The organism is Streptomyces sp. AP-93 (genome assembly GCF_022808175.1).
In the GTDB taxonomy this organism is placed as follows: Bacteria; Actinomycetota; Actinomycetes; order Streptomycetales; family Streptomycetaceae; genus Streptomyces.
Window position 1 is genome coordinate 177,249 of sequence record NZ_JALGBX010000007.1, and the last position, 18,388, is coordinate 195,636.

Below are 18,388 nucleotides of genomic sequence, written 5' to 3' on the forward strand. Positions count from 1 at the left end.
CGCCGCGCGCAAGACTGGAGACATGAACCGAAGCAGCCGCAGCGGTCCGCCCGGCAGCGGTCGTGCCGCCCGCGCCAACCCCGGTGACCGGTGGACCCGTTACCGCTTCCGCAGCGTGTGGGACCTCGACGCGGAGCCCGACCGCGTCTACGCCGCCCTGGAACGCCCCGAGTCCTACCCCCTGTGGTGGCCCCAGATCCGCGCCGTCGCCCCCGCCGCCGACGGGAGCAGCGGCACCGCCTTCATCCGCTCCGCCCTCCCGTACACCCTGCGCGTGAGCGCGGCCGAACTCCTGCGGGACCCCGTGCGCGGCATCCTGGAGGTCGCCCTGCTCGGCGACCTGGAGGGCTGGGCGCGCTGGACCGTACGACCGCGGTCCGGCGGCACGCGGGCCCTGTACGAGCAGGAGGTCGAGGTGCGCCGCCCCCTCATGCGCCTTCTCGCGTTCCCCGGGCGGCCGGTGTTCCGGCTCAACCACACGCTGATGATGCGGGCCGGACGGCGCGGGCTCGCCGCACATCTGGCGGTCCGGCCGGAAGCGGTTTGAACCAGCCCCGGGCCTTCTGTATTGTTCACACCGTTCCCGGGCGATTAGCTCAGCGGGAGAGCACTTCGTTCACACCGAAGGGGTCACTGGTTCGATCCCAGTATCGCCCACCGGGACAGGCCGGTCCGTCTTATGACGGACCGGCCTTCCGCATGTACGGGGCCTTGCCGTACGGGTGCGGGTAACGGGTACGGGTACCGGTACGAGTACGGGCCCCCTCACGCAGCCGCGGGCAGCTCCGGCCGCAGCGGCCAGTGCGGATCCACCGACTCGGGCGTGCCCTGCCGGGCGAACCACGCCTGCAGTCCCCGCGCCTGGGCCGCGTGCCACACCTGCTGGAGCGTGTGCAGCTCCGCCGGCGACAGCCGCTCCAGCCGGCCCGCGAAGCGGCGCCCCACGGCCCGTACGAGCTCCAGGGACGCCAGCGCGTCCGCGCCCGCGTCATGGGCACCCTCCAGCTCTATCCCGTAGTGCGCGCACAGATCCGTCAGCGTCCGGCGCCCTTTGCGGTAGCGGTCCAGATGCTTGTCCAGCACCCGCGGATCCAGCACCGTCAGCGGCCGGTTGTCCAGGTACCGGGCCAGTGAGGACGCCCGGTGCCGGCGCAACTCCCGGTCCAGCAGCGTCAGATCGAACGGCGCGTTCATCACCACCACCGGCCGGCCCGCCACCTGCTGCTCACCGAGCGCGCGGGCTATCTCCTCCACCACCGGCGCGGGCCACCGCCCGTTGCGCTGGAGGTGATCGTCGGTCAGACCGTGCACTTCCGTGGCCCCCGGGGGTACCGGGATGCCGGGATTGACCAGCCAGCGCGTCGAACGGATCCGGCCGCCCGCGCACTCCTGCACGATGAGCGCGGCGGACACGATCCGGTCCCGTTCCACGTCCACCCCGGTCGTCTCCGTGTCGAATGCGGCCAGCGGGCCCTCGTACCAGCGTGTCATGGCGAACTCCTCGTCACCCGTCGGCAGATGGCCCCACCCGGGCACCGCGCCCCAGGCCCCGCCACCCTTGCCCGAAACGGTGATACCCGGGCTCTTTGTTCCGTACGCCGTTTGCGGGGCGCCGACTGCGGAGACAACTCAACTGGGGGACCGCACACATGACCGGTCGTCAACCCCGACACCCTGACACGCACCTGACGCGGCCCGGCACGGCCGCTTCGAACGGGACAGCCCGGAAGGCATGGGGAGCCGGCCATGGCGCTCGCGCAGCCCGAACCGGGCGGGGTGCTCGCGGGGCAGATCGATCCGCGGACCGACCCGCGGAGCGGACCGCTGCGCGGCACGCTCGCCACCACCGCCTGCATGGAAACCCTTCAAGTGGGATACCTGCACGCCGTCGTCGCCGCGGCGGGCTGCTCGCTGTCCCAGCCCTTTCCCGACAACGGCATCGACTGGCACGTCAGCCACGGCGCCCCCGAGCACGTCGTCGACGACGAGGTGACCATCAAGGTCCAGCTCAAGGCGACCTACCAGATACCGCCCAGACCGGCCGGGCCCACCTTCGGCTTCACCCTCGACAACGAACACCTGGTGAAGCTGGCCCGCACCCCGGTCGCCGTGCACAAGATCCTCGTCGTGATGCTCGTCCCGCGGGAACGCGACCAATGGCTGAGCGCCGGGCACGACCGGCTCGACCTGCGGCACTGCTGCTACTGGACCAATCTCGCCGGACACCCCGTGACCGGCCGGCGCCGGACCACCGTACGGATCCCGACCACGCGGATCTTCGACGACCGGGCGCTCTGCGAGATCATGACCCGGGTCGGGTCGGGAGGGACACCTTGATGAACTGGCAGTCACCGCACCTGGAGCCGCTCTCCCCACAGGAGTTCGCCGCGGGCGCCCCCGATCCCGCGCAGATCGATCCCCTCGTGCTCGGCGCGCTGCTGCACCGGCACGGCTGGCTGCGCCGCGGCGGCGCCGCCGGACGGTACGGGCGCTGGACGCCGCCCGCCCCGTACGCCACGGGCAGCGGCGGCACCAGCCTCCTCGTCCCCGAGAGCCGGGCCTTCCCCGACTGCGCCGACCTGCTCGAAGAGGCGCTCACCGCGCTCTCGCGCAGCGCGCTGCCGTCGGCGCGCGAGGTGCTGTACGGCCTCAGCGTGCCGAGCGACGAGATCCGCTGGGAGCGCGAGATCCCACGCGGGGCGTACGGGCTCCAGGGGGAGGCCGACTGGACCGTCCAGGAGCAGCTCCGCTCGGCAGCGCGCCAGCTGCTCCTCGCCGGGGCGCTCGCCGACCGGGCACGGGCCGGGTACTACGGAGCCCGGCACCGCGGCCAGGCGGAGCGGGCGCTGGACGGGGTCCTGGTCGGGCCGGCTCCGGGCGGGCGCCGGCTGACCGCGTACGTCCCCGTCGACGGGGGCCGGGGCACCATGACCCGGCTGCACCACGCGCTGCACGCCGCCCGCGAGGCCGTCGACTACCAGCGGGCCACCGGCGGCATGGAGGCCTTCGACGCGGCGGTCGAGGCCGGGGTCAGCCGGGAGCTCGCCGAGGCGCTCATCTCGCTGGTCCACGGGTCGGAGGGGGCCCGGGTGGCCCTCGCGTGGGCCCCGGCGGCGGGGGTTCCCGCCGGGTGCGCGGCCCGGCCGGAGCCGGTGGAGTTCTCGCCCGGCGACCTCCCGGTGCTCCGGGAGGCGGCCGCGCGCTACACGCGGGACGAGCCGGCGGTCCCGGTCCGGGTGGCGGGCTCGGTGGTCCGGATGCGCCGCTCGGCCCCGGGCGGCGGGGGCACGGTCCGGCTGCGGGTCCTCGCCGGGGCGGAGATCCCGTACGTCCGCGTGGTGCTCGACGAGGAGTCGTACCGGGTGGCGGGCCACGCACACCTGGTCGGACTCCCGATCCGGGTCAGCGGGCGCTTGCAGCGGCGGGGCGGCTTCCGCCGGCTGACGGACGCCGCGGATGTCCGTCCGGTCCCGCTGGACGAGGTCGAGCGGGACCGGCTGATGAAATCCCTGGACGAGTCCCTCGACGCGGGGGACGTCCTGCCGTCGGACGACTGACGCGTCGGCGCGCGCCCCGGCTGCCCTGCGGGGCCGTCCCCTACCCGCCCTTCGCCCGTTCCCCGGGCGCTGCCCGGGGAACGGGCGAAGGGCGGGTAGGGGACAGTCCCGCAGGGCCGCGTCCGTGCGCTCCGCGCGGTGGCTCGCAGAGGTCCCGGCGGGGGCCGGCCCTAACCGTTTAGCGGCGCAGCCCATCCGCTCGGTACGATTCAGGCGCGCAGTGTTCGCTAGCGCACCCCCTGAGTCAGGAGAGACCGGTGTCAGACGTCCGTGTGTTCATCCAACGCGATTCCGAGCGGGACGAGCGCGTGGTGGCCACGGGCACTACGGCGGCAGAGCTCTTCGCCGGCGAGCGCACCATCGTCGCCGCGCGCATCGCAGGTGAGCTGAAGGACCTCGCGTACGAGGTGCGGGACGGCGAGACCGTCGAGCCCGTGGAGATCTCCTCCCCGGACGGCCTGGACATCCTGCGCCACTCCACCGCCCACGTCATGGCGCAGGCCGTGCAGGAGCTGTTCCCCGAGGCCAAGCTGGGCATCGGCCCGCCGGTCCGGGACGGCTTCTACTACGACTTCGACGTCGCGAAGCCCTTCACCCCCGATGACCTCAAGGCCATCGAGAAGAAGATGCAGGAGATCCAGAAGCGCGGCCAGCGCTTCGCCCGCCGCGTCGTCACCGACGAGGCGGCCCGCGAGGAGCTCGCGAACGAGCCGTACAAGCTGGAGCTCATCGGCATCAAGGGTTCGGCCTCGACCGACGACGGCGCGAACGTCGAGGTGGGCGGCGGCGAGCTGACCATCTACGACAACTTCGACGCGAAGACCGGCGACCTGTGCTGGAAGGACCTCTGCCGAGGCCCCCACCTGCCCACCACCCGCAACATCCCCGCGTTCAAGCTCATGCGCAACGCCGCCGCCTACTGGCGCGGCAGCGAGAAGAACCCCATGCTCCAGCGCATCTACGGCACCGCGTGGCCGTCGAAGGAGGAGCTGAAGGCCCACCTCGACTTCCTCGTGGAGGCCGAGAAGCGCGACCACCGCAAGCTCGGCACCGAGCTCGACCTGTTCTCCGTACAGGACGAGATCGGCTCCGGCCTGGCCGTCTTCCACCCCCGCGGCGGCGTCATCCGCCGCACCATGGAGGACTACTCGCGCAAGCGGCACGAGGAAGAGGGCTACGAGTTCGTCTACACCCCGCACGCCACCAAGGGCACCCTCTTCGAGAAGAGCGGCCACCTGGACTGGTACGCGGAGGGCATGTACCCCCCCATGCAGCTCGACGGTGGTACCGACTACTACCTCAAGCCCATGAACTGCCCGATGCACAACCTGATCTTCGATGCGCGCGGCCGCTCCTACCGCGAACTGCCGCTGCGCCTCTTCGAGTTCGGCACGGTGTACCGCTACGAGAAGTCCGGCGTCGTGCACGGCCTGACCCGCTCGCGCGGTTTCACCCAGGACGACGCGCACATCTACTGCACCAAGGAGCAGATGGCGGAGGAGCTCGACCGCACGCTGACCTTCGTGCTGAACCTGCTCCGCGACTACGGTCTGACCGACTTCTACCTGGAGCTGTCGACCAAGGACCCGGAAAAGTTCGTCGGCTCGGACGAGATCTGGGAGGAGGCCACCGCCACCCTCCAGCAGGTCGCCGAGAAGCAGGGCCTGCCCCTGGTCCCGGACCCGGGCGGCGCCGCGTTCTACGGCCCGAAGATCTCGGTCCAGTGCCGTGACGCGATCGGCCGGACCTGGCAGATGTCGACCGTGCAGCTCGACTTCAACCTGCCGGAGCGCTTCAACCTGGAGTACACCGGCCCCGACGGCACCAAGCAGCGGCCGGTCATGATCCACCGTGCGCTGTTCGGTTCCATCGAGCGGTTCTTCGCCGTCCTGCTGGAGCACTACGCGGGCGTCATGCCGCCGTGGCTCGCCCCGGTCCAGGCGGTCGGCATCCCGATCGGCGACTCGCACATCGAGTACCTGCAGGAGTTCGCCGCCGAGGCGAAGAAGAAGGGCCTGCGCGTCGAGGTGGACGCCTCCTCCGACCGCATGCAGAAGAAGATCCGCAACCAGCAGAAGCTGAAGGTCCCCTTCATGATCATCGTCGGTGACGAGGACATGGCCGCGGGCACCGTCTCCTTCCGTTACCGCGACGGTTCGCAGGAGAACGGCGTCCCGCGCGACCAGGCGCTGGCGAAGCTCGTCGACGTCGTGGAGCGCCGCGTCCAGGTGTGACCGCGCACGGCGGCCGTGACCGCCGCGACCGCCTGACTGCGGTGATCGCCGTACCCGCGGTGACGGCCGCGTGACGGCCCGGAGCCCCCGGGGACCTCAGGTCCCCGGGGGCTCCTCCTCGTCCTGGCGCCGGAACACCTGGAGCATCCAGGACGAGAACGAGCCCGTCACCGCGCCCAGCAGCGCCAGACCGCCCGCCATCATGAACGCCGCGATGATCCGGCCCGCCGGGGTGACCGGGGCCATGTCCCCGTAGCCCACCGTGGTGAGCGTCTCGCACACCCACCACACCGCGTCGCCGAAGGTGTGGATCGTGGCCCCCGGGGCCCTGCGCTCGAAGTGGTAGACCCCGAGCGCGCCCGCGAACCCGAGCAGCCCGGCCGACAGGCCGGCGTACGACATCACCCGCGCGTGCAGCCCCTGGCGCGGGCGGCTCCGCCTGGCCTGGACCGCGTTGTGGACCTTGACCATGCGCAGCGGCCGCAGCATCGGCAGCAGCACGATCAGGGTGTCCAGCATGTGCACGCGGACGAAGTGCAGCGGCCGCATGCGGCTCAGGAACAGCCGGGCCACGTAGTCCACGATGAAGCAGGCCCAGGTCAGCGCGACCAGGCCGAGGCCGATGTCCCGCCACAGCGGGTGGGTCCGGTAGGCCAGCACGGAGGTCGCGTAGCCGGCGAGGAAGAGCAGGGAGGCGTAGAACAGCGGCAGCTCGGTCCGGCGTTCCCAGGCCTGGTCACCGGTCTCGGGTGCATCGTTCATGGGCTCAGCATCGCCGCCCGCACACCGGTGTTCGCCCCGGCGACACGCCGCTCGGGGCCAAGGTCATATGCTGCATCCCATGACGATTGAGCCGGAGCAGCAGATCGGTGTGGGCACGCAGGACGCGTTCCAGCGTCTGTGGACGCCCCACCGGATGGCCTACATCCAGGGGGAGAACAAGCCGACCGGGCCGGAGGCCGGGGACGGCTGTCCCTTCTGCGGGATTCCGGAGATGTCGGACCAGGACGGGCTGGTCGTGGCCCGGGGCAAGCACGTCTACGCCGTGCTGAACCTCTACCCGTACAACGGCGGCCACCTGATGGTCGTGCCGTACCGGCACGTCGCCGATTACACGGACCTGGACGGCGCCGAGACCATGGAACTCGCCGACCTCACGAAGCGGGCGATGGTCGCACTGCGCAAGGCCTCCGGTGCGCACGGGTTCAACATCGGCATGAACCAGGGCCAGGCCGCGGGCGCGGGCATCGCCGCGCACCTGCACCAGCACATCGTGCCCCGCTGGGGCGGGGACACGAACTTCATGCCGGTCGTCGGCCACACCAAGGTGCTGCCCCAACTGCTCGCGGAAACCCGCCAGATGCTCGCCGATTCCTGGCCCACCGGCTGAGACCCACCGGCTGAGACCCACCGGCTGAGACCGACCGGCTGAGACCGACCGGCTGAGACCCACCGGTCCCGGCCGGCCGGCCGGGGTTCAGGCGTCGTAGACGTCCGCCTTGCGCGGTGCTGCGTCCTGGACCAGGCCGCTGACGATCATCGAGCGGTTCGTGAAGCGTTCGGTGTCGACCCCGTTCTCCTCCAGGACCCGCATCGCGGCGGTGTGCACCGCCCGCAGGACCGGGGTCGCGGCGCGCATCGCGTCGTCCGCCATGAAGCGGTGTCGCCATGGCTGGCCGGCCCAGACGTGGCGGACGCCGAAGGGCTCCGGGAGGACGAGCTTGCCGCCCAGGAAGTCCAGGAGCGGCGGGTACCAGGTGAAGGGCGCGCGCACGGTGAGGCGTACGACCTCGTTCGTGTCGACCACGGGCCGCTTGAGCTCCACGGTTTCCCAGAAGCGGACGGATTTGGCGACCTCGTCGACCGGCGCCGCCGATTTGGTGGTGAACAGGCCGTGCACCGGGCCGAGCGCGTGCCCGGTGACCTCCACGCGCAGGGTCTTGTAGAGCACGGTGACCGTGACCAGCATGGTGATCACGAGCTGGCCGTCCCAGAGCGGGTACTGGATGCCGAGGTAGTGCCGGTTGCCGGCGCTGAACTGCTGCTCGTTGCAGATCCGGGTGATCTCGTGCGGCTTGACCAGGAAGGTGTCCACGTCCGCTCCGCTGGGGCGGGTCACTTCCTTGGCGCCCTCGCCGACCGGGGAGACGATCCAGTGCTGGATCGAGGCGGGCGGGAGGCCGCCGGTGTGCAGGGGGCCGCGCTCCAGCTTGCGCAGCTGGGTGTCGATCGCGCGTATGACGTCCCAGCTGCGGAACGGGTGGATCTCTGAGCCCTCGTTCTTGGGGGCGAGCTCCTCGGCCATCTGCCAGCTGCCCCAGCGCGTGCCCATGCCGAGGATGCCCTTGGGGCCCGCGTAGAAGACGGCATTGCTGCGGTCCTCGGCGGTGAGCTTGGCCAGGGAGTGGCGCAGGTCCTCGCGGGCCTTCTCGTCGGGGTTGCCGGGGACGGCCTCCGGGATCTTGGCGGCGACCCCGCCGCCGCCCGCGAGGAGCCCGTCCCAGCGGGAGCGCAGGTCTTCGGCGGTGGCCGCGCAGACCCGGCGGGCGAGGAACCAGCCGGCGACCGGGGCGATGACCATGGCGCGGACGTAGATGCCCAGGACGCCGGTCACCGGGAGCCGGAACATCAGGACGGCGACCACCACGCCGACGCCGACCAGGAGCGCCGTACCCATCCAGGAAGCCCGCTTGGCCTCCGAGGCCGCCAGCGCCTTGCGGGCCCAGAACAGGCCGAGCCACAGCAGCAGGCCGGGGAGGAACACGACCCCGCAGACGAGCATGATCAGGCGCAGCTTGCGGTCGCGCTCCTTGCGGATGCGGGAGGCGGCCAGGCAGTGCTCGACGACGGTCTGCGGGTCGGCGCCGAAGGACTGGATGAGGGGCTTGCGGGTGGGCGGGATGGTGCGGGCCTCGACGGCGCGGCAGAAGGCCTCGCCGAGGTTGGGGGCGAGCAGGGACACCTTGGCGGGTTTGACGACGGACTCGTGATACTCGTTGTTGGCCTTGAGTATCTCTTCCAGCTTGGTGTCGCGCCCGCCGTCCCGGTAGGCGGCGGAGGCGAGGGCGTTGGTCGCGGCGGTCTGGCCGCCGCCGCCCTGGAGTGGGATCTGTGCCCCGGGCCTGAAGTCGAATCCGTCGTCCGCCACCGCTGCCCCCATCGCTGTGCGTCGTACTCGTGTGCCTCGTGTGCGGGCCTGCCCGCGATGCCGCCCGCTCCGGGTGGTGTCCCCGGTGCGGCGTTCCCGCCCCTGCGCGCTTGCCCGCTTGGTCTGTCCGCTTGGTCTGTCCGTTCGGCTTGTCTGCTTGGTCTACCCGTTCGGTCTGCCCGCCTCACGCGCGGACGAGCCTATCGGCCGATTCCTCCCCGTGGTCATGGGACAGGTAAATGCCGCCCACCGCAAGCGGGTTGGATGGGCGGCCTGAGTGACGCTATGTCAGTTGACTTCCCTTCTCGGCCTGTTCGCGCATCTTGTCCGCTATCTGTGGCGGCATCGGCTCGTGCCGCGCGTACGTACGGCTGAACAGCCCCGTGCCGTGCGAGACGGAGCGCAGCTCGACGGCGTACCGGCCGATCTCGATCTCGGGGATCTCGGCGAGGACCCGGGTGCGGCCGGTGCCCGCCGCGTCGGTGCCGACGACGCGGCCCCGGCGGCCGGCCAGGTCGCTCATGACGGAGCCGACGTACTCGTCCGGAACCAGTACGGCGAGCTCGGCGACCGGTTCGAGGAGCCGGACCGAGGCCCCGGCGGCGGCTTCGCGCAGCGCGAGGGCGCCCGCGGTCTGGAAGGCGGCGTCGGAGGAGTCCACCGAGTGGGCCTTGCCGTCGAGCAGGGTGATGCGTACGTCGACCAGCGGGTAGCCGGCGGCGAGCCCCCGGGCGGCCTGCGCGCGGACCCCCTTCTCCACGGACGGGATGAACTGGCGCGGCACGGCTCCGCCGACGACCTTGTCGACGAACTCGATGCCGCTGCCCGGGGGCAGCGGCTCGACCTCGATCTCGCAGATGGCGAACTGGCCGTGCCCGCCGGACTGTTTGACGTGCCGCCCGCGGCCGCCGGCCTTGGCGCCGAAGGTCTCGCGGAGGCTGACCTTGTGCGGGACCGGGTCGACCTGGACCCCGTACCGGGTGCGCAGCCGTTCGAGGGCGAGGTCCTGATGGGCCTCGCCGAGGCACCACAGGACGAGCTGGCGGGTGTGCGGGTTCTGTTCGAGCCGCATGGTCGGGTCTTCGGCGACCAGCCGGGCCAGGCCCTGGGAGAGCTTGTCCTCGTCGGGCTTGCTGTGGGCCTCGATGGCGAGGGGGAGCAGCGGGTCGGGCATGGACCAGGGCTCCATGAGGAGCGGGTCGTCCTTGGCGGAAAGGGTGTCTCCGGTCTCGGCGCGGGTGAGTTTGGCCACGCAGGCCAGATCGCCGGCGATGCAGTGGGCGAGGGTGCGCTGCTGTTTGCCGAAGGGGGAGGTGAGCGCGCCGATGCGCTCGTCCACATCGTGATCCTCATGTCCGCGGTCGGTCAGCCCGTGCCCGCTCACGTGGACGGTCTCGTCGGGGCGCAGGGTGCCGGAGAAGACGCGGACGAGCGAGACGCGGCCGACGTACGGGTCGGAGGAGGTCTTCACCACCTCGGCGACGAGCGGCCCGTCGGGATCGCAGGTGACCGCGGGGCGGGAGGCGCCGTCGGGGGTGGTGACGCCGACGGGCGCGCGCTCCAGGGGGGTGGGGAAGCCGCCGGTGATCAGTTCGAGGAGCTCTACGGTGCCCAGGCCCTTGCGGGCGCCGTCGGCGGCGGGGGCGGCCATCAGGACGGGGTGGAAGGTGCCGCGGGCCACGGCGCGCTCCAGGTCGTCGACCAGGGTCTTGAGGTCGATGTCCTCGCCGCCGAGATAGCGGTCCATGAGGGTCTCGTCCTCGCTCTCGGCGATGATCCCCTCGATCAGCCGGGCGCGGGCGTCGGTGATCAGGGCGAGCTCGCCGGGGTCCGGGTCGCGCTCGACGCGGTCGCCGGAGGTGTAGTCGTAGACGCGCTGGGAGAGCAGTCCGAGCAGTCCGGCCACCGGGGCGTGGCCGTCGGGGCCGGCGGGGCCGTGGAGGGGCAGGTAGAGCGGGCGCACGGCATCGGGGTCGTCCGCTCCGAAGGCGTCGCCGCACACCGTGGTCATCTGCGTGTAGTCGGCGCGGGCGGCTTCCAGGTGGGTCACGACGATGGCGCGCGGCATGCCCACGGCGGCGCATTCGTCCCAGACCATCCGGGTGGCTCCGGAGAGCCCGTCACCGTCCTCGGCCGCCGAGACCACGAAGAGGGCCGCGTCGGCGGCGCGCAGTCCGGCCCGGAGCTCACCGACGAAGTCGGCGTAACCGGGGGTGTCCAAAATGTTGATCTTGATTCCGGCCCACTCCACGGGGACCAGGGAGAGCTGGATGGAGCGCTGGCGGCGGTGCTCGATCTCGTCGTAGTCGGAGACGGTGGCGCCGTCCTCGACGCGCCCGGCCCGGTTCACGGCGCCGGCGGTCAGGGCCAGCGCTTCGACCAGAGTGGTCTTGCCGGATCCGCTGTGGCCGACCAGCACGACGTTCCGTACGGAGGCCGGGTGGTCGGCCGTCGGTGCTCTGCCGGCGGCTCCGGATTGGTGTGATGCGGCTCCCACGATGCTCGTGCCTCCCGTTTGGAGGGGATGGAGGGGAAAACGCCTCCTTCGAGCTTTGCACTGCCGTCACACGGCGTCCATACGTCGTACCGGAAGCGCCGGAGGAAGCGCCGGGGGAGGCGTCGGGGAACGTGCCGGGGAGGCGCCGGGGGAGGCGCCGGGGGAGCGTCGGGGAACGTGCCGGGGGAGGAGCCGGAGGAGGCGTCCGGGAACGTGCCGGGGACGGCGCCCGGGAAACTGTCCAAAAACGTGCCCGGAAACATGCCCGGAAACATGCCCGGGGAAGGCGTCCGGAACGTGGCGAACGGCCCGAGAACGGCCCGCGTCGTGTGAACCGGTGGGTGCGCGGCGCCGATGGCCCGGGGCCCTGGCTACGATGGGCCAGCCGGTGGCCGTGGTGGCCGTGCGGCCCAGCGACCCTCCGGGAAGGCCATGCTGAACAAGTACGCGCGTGCATTCTTCACGCGTGTTCTCACGCCATTCGCCGCTCTTCTGCTCCGGATGGGAGTGAGTCCCGACGCGGTCACCCTCATCGGCACGGCCGGAGTGGTGGCCGGAGCCCTGGTCTTCTTCCCCATGGGCGAGTTCTTCTGGGGCACGATCACCATCACGCTCTTCGTCTTCTCCGACCTGGTGGACGGGAACATGGCCCGCCAGGCCGGCGTCTCCAGCCGGTGGGGCGCGTTCCTCGACTCCACCCTCGACCGGGTGGCGGACGCGGCGATCTTCGGCGGACTCGCGCTCTGGTACGCGGGTTCCGGGAACAACAACGCGCTCTGCGCGGTCGCCATCTTCTGCCTGGCCAGCGGCCAGGTGGTCTCGTACACCAAGGCCCGCGGCGAGTCGATCGGACTGCCGGTGGCCGTCAACGGGCTCATCGAGCGCGCGGAACGCCTGGTGATCACGCTGGTCGCGGCCGGTCTGTCCGGCCTGGAGACCTTCGGCGTCCCCTCGTGGATCGGCCTGCTGCTGCCGATCGCGCTGTGGGTGGTCGCGGCGGGCTCGCTCGTGACCCTCATCCAGCGCGTGGTGACCGTACGGCGCGAATCGGCCGAGGCCGACGCCGCTGCCGCGAGTGCCGCGGGTGCTCCCTCCGAAGGCGGTACGCCCTGATGGGCAAGGCACAGGACAAGCTGGTCGACGGGCTCTACGGGCTCGGCTGGGCCGGGGTCAAGAAGCTGCCCGAGCCGGCCGCGGCGGCCCTCGGCCGGCGGATCGCGGACTTCGCCTGGAAGCGGCGCGGCAAGAGCGTGCTGCGCCTGGAGTCGAACCTGGCCCGGGTGGTACCGGACGCGACGCCCGAGCGGCTGCGCGAGCTGTCCCACGCGGGCATGCGCTCCTACATGCGGTACTGGATGGAGTCCTTCCGCCTGCCCACCATGGCCAAGGAACGATTCAGCGCCGACGTGGAGATGAAGGACGACCACATCCTGCGCGAGGCCCTGGCCTCCGGGCGCGGTGTCGTGGTCGCCCTCCCGCACCTGGCCAACTGGGACCTCGCCGGCGCCTGGGCCGTCACCCACATCGGAGTCCCCTTCACCACCGTCGCCGAGCGGCTCAAGCCCGAGACGCTCTACGACCGCTTCGTCGCCTACCGCGAGAGCCTGGGCATGGAGGTGCTCCCGCACGAAGGCGGCGCCGCCTTCGGCACGCTCGCGCGGCGGCTGCGCTCCGGCGGCCTGGTCTGCCTGGTCGCGGACCGGGACCTGTCGGCCTCCGGGGTGGAAGTGGACTTCTTCGGCTCGGCCGCACGGATGCCCGCCGGGCCCGCCCTGCTGGCCCAGCAGACGGGCGCGGTCCTGCTCCCGGCCACCCTGTACTACGGGGACGCGCCGAAGATGTACGGCCGGATCCACCACCCGGTGGAGGTGCCCGGGAACGGCACCCGGCAGGAGAAGACGGCCGTCATGACGCAGGCGGTCGCCGACGCCTTCGCCGAGGGCATCGCCGAACACCCGCAGGACTGGCACATGCTCCAGCGGCTGTGGATCGGGGACCTGCGACAGACCACCGACACGGACACCGACAGCGCCACCGACAGCGCCACCGACACCGCCGGCCGGCCCGAGGAGCACCCCGCGTGAAGATCGGCATCGTCTGCCCGTACTCCTGGGACGTGCCCGGCGGGGTCCAGTTCCACATCCGGGACCTGGCGCAGCACCTGATCGGACTCGGTCACGAGGTGTCGGTCCTGGCCCCGTCGGACGACGAGACAGGGCTGCCCCCCTACGTGGTGTCGGCGGGGCGGGCGGTGCCGGTGCCGTACAACGGATCGGTGGCCCGGCTCAACTTCGGCTTCCTCTCGGCGGCCCGCGTACGGCGCTGGCTGCACGACGGAGTCTTCGACGTGGTCCACATCCACGAGCCGACCGCCCCCTCGCTGGGCCTGCTGACCTGCTGGGCGGCGCAGGGCCCGATCGTGGCCACCTTCCACACCTCCAACCCGCGCTCCCGGGCGATGCTCGCGGCGTACCCGATCCTGCAGCCGGCGCTGGAGAAGATCAGCGCCCGGATCGCGGTGAGCGAGTACGCGCGGCGCACGCTGGTCGAGCACCTCGGCGGGGACGCGGTGGTCATCCCGAACGGCGTGGACGTGGACTTCTTCGCCAAGGCCGACCCGAACCCGGCCTGGTCGGGCCAGACCCTCGGCTTCATCGGGCGGATCGACGAACCCCGCAAGGGCCTGCCGGTCCTGATGGCGGCCTTCCCGGGCATCGTGGCGGCATGCCCGGACGTACGCCTCCTGGTGGCGGGCCGCGGCGACGAGGAGGAGGCGGTCGCCTCCCTGCCGCCCGAACTCCGCTCACGGGTCGAGTTCCTCGGCATGGTCTCGGACGAGGACAAGGCGCGGCTGCTGCGCAGCGTCGACGTGTACGTGGCCCCGAACACGGGCGGCGAGAGCTTCGGCATCATCCTGGTCGAGGCCCTCTCGGCCGGGGCGGCCGTCCTGGCCGCCGACCTCGACGCCTTCGCGCAGGTCCTGGACCAGGGGGCGGCGGGGGAGCTGTTCTCGAACGAGGACCCCGACTCCCTGGCGGCATCGGCGATCGCCCTCCTGCGCGACCCCGCGCGGCGCGCGGAACTGAGCACCCGAGGCTCGGCCCACGTACGCCGCTTCGACTGGTCGACGGTGGCGGCGGACATCCTGGCCGTCTACGAAACGGTGACAGACGGCGCGACGGCGGTAGCCGAGGACGAGCGGATTCCGCTCCGTACCCGCCTGGGCCTCACCCGCGACGCGTAGCCCCTCCGGGCTCCGGCCCCGTCCGGGTCCCGGCCCCGTCCGGGCTCCGGCCCCGTCCGGGTTCCCGCCCGGGCGGGGTGCGGCCGCGGCGGCCCGTCCGCGCGGGAACCCAGCCGCGGGTGTGCCGCTGCGCGGGGCGAAGTCCCCTACCCGCCCTTCGCCCGTTCCCCGGGGCTGCGCCCCGGACCCGTTGCCGCGTGCGGCGCCGTTGCCGGGGACCAGTCCCCGGACCCCTGCGCCTCAAACGCCGGCGGGGCTGCATTTGGGCTGGCGTCGGCCCTGACCGTGTAGGCCGGTAGGGGGCGCTGGATTGCCCGGAGGGCAATTCCAGCCTCGCCGGCGTTTGAGGCGCGGGTCCGGGCGGAGCCCGGGGAACGGTGGAAGGGCGGGTAGGGGACCCAGCCCCGCAGGGCAGCCACCCGCACCCGCCCACAGGGCCGCAACACGCGGCGGTGGCCGCACCCCCGCCCGGCCACCGCCGGACGGAGTCCGGCGCAGCGGGGCGAAGCCGGGGCGGCCCGCCAGGGCCGCACCGCGCGAGGCGCGCGTTCAAAGGTAAAGTCGCCGCCCGTGATCGAAACCCTTGTCTGGATTGCCCTTGGCCTCGGCCTCGTCGGGGTGTACCTCAGTTGGACCGCCGGTCGTCTCGACCGGTTGCACTCCCGGATGGACGCCGCCCGCGCCGCCCTCGACGCGCAGCTCGTGCGCCGGGCCTCCGTGGTGGTGGAGGTCGCGACCTCCGGGGTGCTGGACCCCGCCTCGGCCCTCGTCCTGTACGAGGCCGCGCACGCGGCCCGCCAGGCGGAGGAGGAGCACCGCGAGGTCGCCGAGAGCGAGCTCAGCCAGGCGCTGCGCGCCGTCTTCGCCGACGCGGAACAGGTCGACGTGCTCAAGGCCGCCCCGGGCGGAGCGGAGGCCGCCGAGGAGCTCGCGGCGGCGGTCCGCCGGGTACCGATGGCGCGGCGGTTCCTCAACGACGCCGTACGCGCGGCCCGGGCCCTGCGCCGGCACCGCAAGGTCCGCTGGTTCCGGCTTGCGGGCCACGCACCGTTCCCGCTGGCCTTCGAGATGGACGACGAGCCTCCGGTGGATCTGGCCGAGCGGCCCTAACTTGTACCCAATGGCCAAATCGCAAGGAGCCACCGGCTGCACATTGGCCCTTGCCGTGGACTGGTCGAGAAGGTTTCCTCGGTCGAGTACCAGTCGAGTACCACCAGATCGCCCGTAGCGATCGCCAGTAGCGCCTGAATCTTCCTTTCGAGTGAGGTCAATCCGTGAGCACGCTTCCCTCCACCCCGCAGTCCGCTGAGTCGGCGATCGGCACCTCCCGCGTCAAGCGCGGCATGGCCGAGCAGCTCAAGGGCGGCGTGATCATGGATGTGGTCAACGCCGAGCAGGCGAAGATCGCCGAGGACGCCGGCGCCGTGGCCGTCATGGCCCTGGAGCGGGTTCCCGCCGACATCCGCAAGGACGGCGGCGTCGCCCGGATGTCCGACCCGAACATGATCGAAGAGATCATCGAGGCCGTCTCCATCCCGGTCATGGCGAAGTCCCGCATCGGCCACTTCGTCGAGGCCCAGGTGCTCCAGTCCCTCGGCGTCGACTACATCGACGAGTCCGAGGTCCTGACCCCGGCCGACGAGGTCAACCACTCCGACAAGTGGGCGTTCACCACCCCCTTCGTCTGTGGCGCCACCAACCTGGGCGAGGCCCTGCGCCGCATCGCCGAGGGCGCGGCCATGATCCGCTCGAAGGGCGAGGCCGGCACGGGCAACGTGGTCGAGGCCGTCCGCCACCTGCGCCAGATCAAGAACGAGATCGCCCGCCTGCGCGGCTACGACAACAACGAGCTGTTCGCCGCCGCCAAGGAGCTGCGCGCCCCGTACGAGCTCGTGAAGGAAGTCGCCGAGCTCGGCAAGCTCCCGGTCGTGCTGTTCTCCGCCGGTGGCGTCGCCACCCCGGCCGACGCCGCGCTCATGCGCCAGCTCGGTGCCGAGGGCGTCTTCGTCGGCTCCGGCATCTTCAAGTCGGGCGACCCGGCCAAGCGCGCCGCCGCCATCGTGAAGGCCACCACCTTCTACGACGACCCGAAGATCATCGCGGACGCTTCCCGCAACCTGGGCGAGGCCATGGTCGGCATCAACTGCGACACCCTCCCCGAGTCCGAGCGCTACGCCAACCGCGGCTGGTAGTCATCACCATGACCACCCCCGTGATTGGTGTCCTGGCACTCCAGGGCGACGTACGGGAGCACCTGATCGCCCTGGCCTCGGCTGACGCCGTGGCCAGGCCGGTCCGGCGTCCCGAGGAGCTCGCCGAGGTCGACGCCCTGGTGATCCCCGGCGGCGAGTCCACGACCATGTCGAAGCTCGCCGTGCTGTTCGGCATGCTGGAGCCGCTGCGCGAGCGCGTGCGGGCCGGGATGCCGGTCTACGGCACCTGCGCCGGCATGATCATGCTCGCCGACAAGCTGCTGGACGGCCGCGAGGACCAGGAGACCCTGGGCGGCATCGACATGATCGTGCGCCGCAACGCCTTCGGCCGGCAGAACGAGTCCTTCGAGGCGCAGGTCGACTTCGCGGGCATCGAGGGCGGCCCCGTCGAGGGCGTCTTCATCCGCGCTCCCTGGGTCGAGTCCGTCGGCGGCGCCGCCGAGGTGCTCGCCAGGTACGACGGCCACACCGTCGCCGTGCGCCAGGGCAATGTCCTCGCCACCTCGTTCCACCCGGAGCTCACGGGTGACGACCGGGTCCACGCGTACTTCGTCGACATGGTGCGCGCGGGGCTGTAACGGCGTCCCGGTAGGATCTGAGGCGAACATTGTTGGTGACGCGAAGGAGACAGGCAGATGTCCGGCCACTCTAAATGGGCTACGACGAAGCACAAGAAGGCCGTGGTTGACGCCAAGCGCGGCAAGCTCTTCGCGAAGCTGATCAAGAACATCGAGGTCGCGGCCCGTATGGGCGGCGCCGACATCGATGGCAACCCGACCCTTTTCGACGCCATCCAGAAGGCGAAGAAGAGCTCGGTCCCGAACAAGAACATCGACTCCGCGGTCAAGCGCGGCGGCGGCCTCGAGGCCGGCGGCGCCGACTACGAGACGATCATGTACGAAGGCTACGGTCCTAACGGCGTCGCGGTGCTCATCGAGTGCCTCACCGACAACCGCAACCGTGCCGCGTCCGACGTCCGTGTCGCCATGACCCGCAACGGCGGTTCGATGGCCGACCCGGGCTCGGTCTCGTACCTGTTCAACCGCAAGGGCGTCGTCCTGCTGCCCAAGGGCGAGCTGTCCGAGGACGACGTGCTCGAGACGGTGCTGGAGGCGGGCGCCGAAGAGGTCAACGACCTCGGCGAGCAGTTCGAGATCATCAGCGAGGCCACCGACATGGTCGCGGTCCGCACCGCGCTCCAGCAGGCGGGCATCGACTACGACTCGGCCGACTCCAACTTCCTGCCGACCATGCAGGTCGAGCTGGACGAAGAGGGCGCGCGCAAGATCTTCAAGCTGATCGACGCGCTGGAGGACAGCGACGACGTGCAGAACGTCTTCGCCAACTTCGACGTCTCGGACGAGGTCATGGAGAAGGTCGACGCCTGAGTGGCGTAGACCGCTCACAGCGTGGAGCAGCGGGCCGACGGGGGACACACCCCGTCGGCCCGCTGCGTTGTCAGAGGCAGCGATTAGTCTGGCGACCGCAACCATCA

At 71.5% G+C, this 18,388-nt stretch carries 16 protein-coding genes and 1 tRNA gene; 13 read left to right on the forward strand and 4 right to left on the reverse strand.

The genetic code is table 11. The annotated features are described in order from the left end of the window. Positions 1-22: 22 nt before the first annotated feature. Together MTF69_RS14245 and MTF69_RS14250 are read left to right on the forward strand one after the other, a co-directional pair. Positions 23-547 (forward strand): SRPBCC family protein, encoded by a 525-nt coding sequence (locus tag MTF69_RS14245; protein ID WP_243334219.1) that lies wholly within the window; start codon positions 23-25, stop codon positions 545-547. Positions 548-585: 38 nt separating this feature from the next. After that, positions 586-657 (forward strand) — tRNA-Val (locus MTF69_RS14250). Positions 658-765: 108 nt separating this feature from the next. Here MTF69_RS14250 and MTF69_RS14255 read toward each other — a convergent pair. Then, the gene (locus tag MTF69_RS14255; protein WP_243334222.1) at positions 766-1,491 is read right to left on the reverse strand and encodes a 3'-5' exonuclease; all 726 of its coding nucleotides are present in this window, start codon (positions 1,489-1,491) and stop codon (positions 766-768) included. Positions 1,492-1,746: 255 nt separating this feature from the next. Between MTF69_RS14255 and MTF69_RS14260 the strand changes: the two genes are divergently transcribed. The 3 genes from MTF69_RS14260 to thrS all read left to right on the forward strand — a co-directional run bounded on the left by MTF69_RS14260 (position 1,747) and on the right by thrS (position 5,791). Continuing rightward, complete coding sequence (locus MTF69_RS14260; RefSeq protein WP_243334223.1) at positions 1,747-2,337, forward strand: DUF4365 domain-containing protein; 591 nt, start codon at positions 1,747-1,749, stop codon at positions 2,335-2,337. Further along, positions 2,337-3,557 carry a hypothetical protein gene (locus MTF69_RS14265; RefSeq protein ID WP_243334225.1) on the forward strand — a complete coding sequence of 407 codons (1,221 nt, stop codon included), beginning with the start codon at positions 2,337-2,339 and terminating at the stop codon, positions 3,555-3,557. The genes MTF69_RS14260 and MTF69_RS14265 overlap by 1 nt, the downstream gene beginning before the upstream one ends. A gap of 257 nt (positions 3,558-3,814) precedes the next feature. After that, positions 3,815-5,791 carry a threonine--tRNA ligase gene (thrS, locus tag MTF69_RS14270; protein WP_243334227.1) on the forward strand — a complete coding sequence of 659 codons (1,977 nt, stop codon included), beginning with the start codon at positions 3,815-3,817 and terminating at the stop codon, positions 5,789-5,791. 96 nt (positions 5,792-5,887) lie between these two features. Here the strand turns inward: thrS and MTF69_RS14275 are convergent, their stop codons facing one another. Next, positions 5,888-6,553: a potassium channel family protein gene (locus MTF69_RS14275; RefSeq protein ID WP_243334229.1), complete on the reverse strand. Its 666-nt coding sequence runs from the start codon at positions 6,551-6,553 to the stop codon at positions 5,888-5,890. Between the two features lie 67 nt (positions 6,554-6,620). On the opposite strand from MTF69_RS14275, the gene MTF69_RS14280 reads away from it, so the two are divergent. Further along, positions 6,621-7,181 carry an HIT domain-containing protein gene (locus MTF69_RS14280; protein ID WP_243334231.1) on the forward strand — a complete coding sequence of 187 codons (561 nt, stop codon included), beginning with the start codon at positions 6,621-6,623 and terminating at the stop codon, positions 7,179-7,181. An 87-nt stretch (positions 7,182-7,268) separates the two neighbouring features. Here MTF69_RS14280 and MTF69_RS14285 read toward each other — a convergent pair whose 3' ends face one another. Together MTF69_RS14285 and MTF69_RS14290 are read right to left on the reverse strand one after the other, a co-directional pair. Then, positions 7,269-8,939, reverse strand: a complete 1,671-nt coding sequence (locus MTF69_RS14285; protein ID WP_243334233.1) for a hypothetical protein — start codon at positions 8,937-8,939, stop codon at positions 7,269-7,271. Between the two features lie 283 nt (positions 8,940-9,222). Then, a complete protein-coding gene (locus tag MTF69_RS14290; protein ID WP_243334235.1) occupies positions 9,223-11,436 on the reverse strand; it encodes an elongation factor G-like protein EF-G2 in 2,214 nt (737 codons plus the stop codon). A 432-nt stretch (positions 11,437-11,868) separates the two neighbouring features. Between MTF69_RS14290 and pgsA the strand changes: the two genes are divergently transcribed. The 7 genes from pgsA (at position 11,869) to MTF69_RS14325 (ending at position 18,281) form a co-directional block, all read left to right on the forward strand. Further along, on the forward strand, positions 11,869-12,549 hold the full coding sequence (gene pgsA, locus MTF69_RS14295; protein WP_243334237.1) for a phosphatidylinositol phosphate synthase: 681 nt from the start codon (positions 11,869-11,871) through the stop codon (positions 12,547-12,549). Next, a complete protein-coding gene (locus tag MTF69_RS14300) occupies positions 12,549-13,520 on the forward strand; it encodes a phosphatidylinositol mannoside acyltransferase (protein ID WP_243334239.1) in 972 nt (323 codons plus the stop codon). Before pgsA ends, MTF69_RS14300 begins: the two co-directional genes overlap by 1 nt. Then, positions 13,517-14,680: a glycosyltransferase family 4 protein gene (locus MTF69_RS14305; protein ID WP_243334241.1), complete on the forward strand. Its 1,164-nt coding sequence runs from the start codon at positions 13,517-13,519 to the stop codon at positions 14,678-14,680. Before MTF69_RS14300 ends, MTF69_RS14305 begins: the two co-directional genes overlap by 4 nt. A 570-nt stretch (positions 14,681-15,250) precedes the next feature. After that, on the forward strand, positions 15,251-15,790 hold the full coding sequence (locus tag MTF69_RS14310; protein WP_243334242.1) for a hypothetical protein: 540 nt from the start codon (positions 15,251-15,253) through the stop codon (positions 15,788-15,790). Positions 15,791-15,954: 164 nt separating this feature from the next. After that, positions 15,955-16,872 carry a pyridoxal 5'-phosphate synthase lyase subunit PdxS gene (pdxS, locus tag MTF69_RS14315; protein ID WP_030294529.1) on the forward strand — a complete coding sequence of 306 codons (918 nt, stop codon included), beginning with the start codon at positions 15,955-15,957 and terminating at the stop codon, positions 16,870-16,872. 8 nt (positions 16,873-16,880) lie between these two features. Beyond that, positions 16,881-17,471: a pyridoxal 5'-phosphate synthase glutaminase subunit PdxT gene (gene pdxT / locus MTF69_RS14320; protein ID WP_243334243.1), complete on the forward strand. Its 591-nt coding sequence runs from the start codon at positions 16,881-16,883 to the stop codon at positions 17,469-17,471. A 57-nt stretch (positions 17,472-17,528) separates the two neighbouring features. Continuing rightward, positions 17,529-18,281 (forward strand): YebC/PmpR family DNA-binding transcriptional regulator, encoded by a 753-nt coding sequence (locus MTF69_RS14325; RefSeq protein WP_243334244.1) that lies wholly within the window; start codon positions 17,529-17,531, stop codon positions 18,279-18,281. Positions 18,282-18,388 lie beyond the last annotated feature (107 nt).

Excerpts from the sequence above, each read along its gene's own strand:
- MTF69_RS14245 (WP_243334219.1), top strand. The coding sequence starts at position 23 with ATGAACCGAAGCAGCCGCAGCGGTCCGCCCGGCAGCGGTCGTGCCGCC.
- MTF69_RS14255 (WP_243334222.1), bottom strand. The coding sequence starts at position 1,491 with ATGACACGCTGGTACGAGGGCCCGCTGGCCGCATTCGACACGGAGACG.
- MTF69_RS14260 (WP_243334223.1), top strand. The coding sequence starts at position 1,747 with ATGGCGCTCGCGCAGCCCGAACCGGGCGGGGTGCTCGCGGGGCAGATC.
- MTF69_RS14265 (WP_243334225.1), top strand. The coding sequence starts at position 2,337 with ATGAACTGGCAGTCACCGCACCTGGAGCCGCTCTCCCCACAGGAGTTC.
- MTF69_RS14275 (WP_243334229.1), bottom strand. The coding sequence starts at position 6,553 with ATGAACGATGCACCCGAGACCGGTGACCAGGCCTGGGAACGCCGGACC.
- MTF69_RS14280 (WP_243334231.1), top strand. The coding sequence starts at position 6,621 with ATGCTGCATCCCATGACGATTGAGCCGGAGCAGCAGATCGGTGTGGGC.
- pgsA (WP_243334237.1), top strand. The coding sequence starts at position 11,869 with ATGCTGAACAAGTACGCGCGTGCATTCTTCACGCGTGTTCTCACGCCA.
- MTF69_RS14300 (WP_243334239.1), top strand. The coding sequence starts at position 12,549 with ATGGGCAAGGCACAGGACAAGCTGGTCGACGGGCTCTACGGGCTCGGC.
- pdxT (WP_243334243.1), top strand. The coding sequence starts at position 16,881 with ATGACCACCCCCGTGATTGGTGTCCTGGCACTCCAGGGCGACGTACGG.
- MTF69_RS14325 (WP_243334244.1), top strand. The coding sequence starts at position 17,529 with ATGTCCGGCCACTCTAAATGGGCTACGACGAAGCACAAGAAGGCCGTG.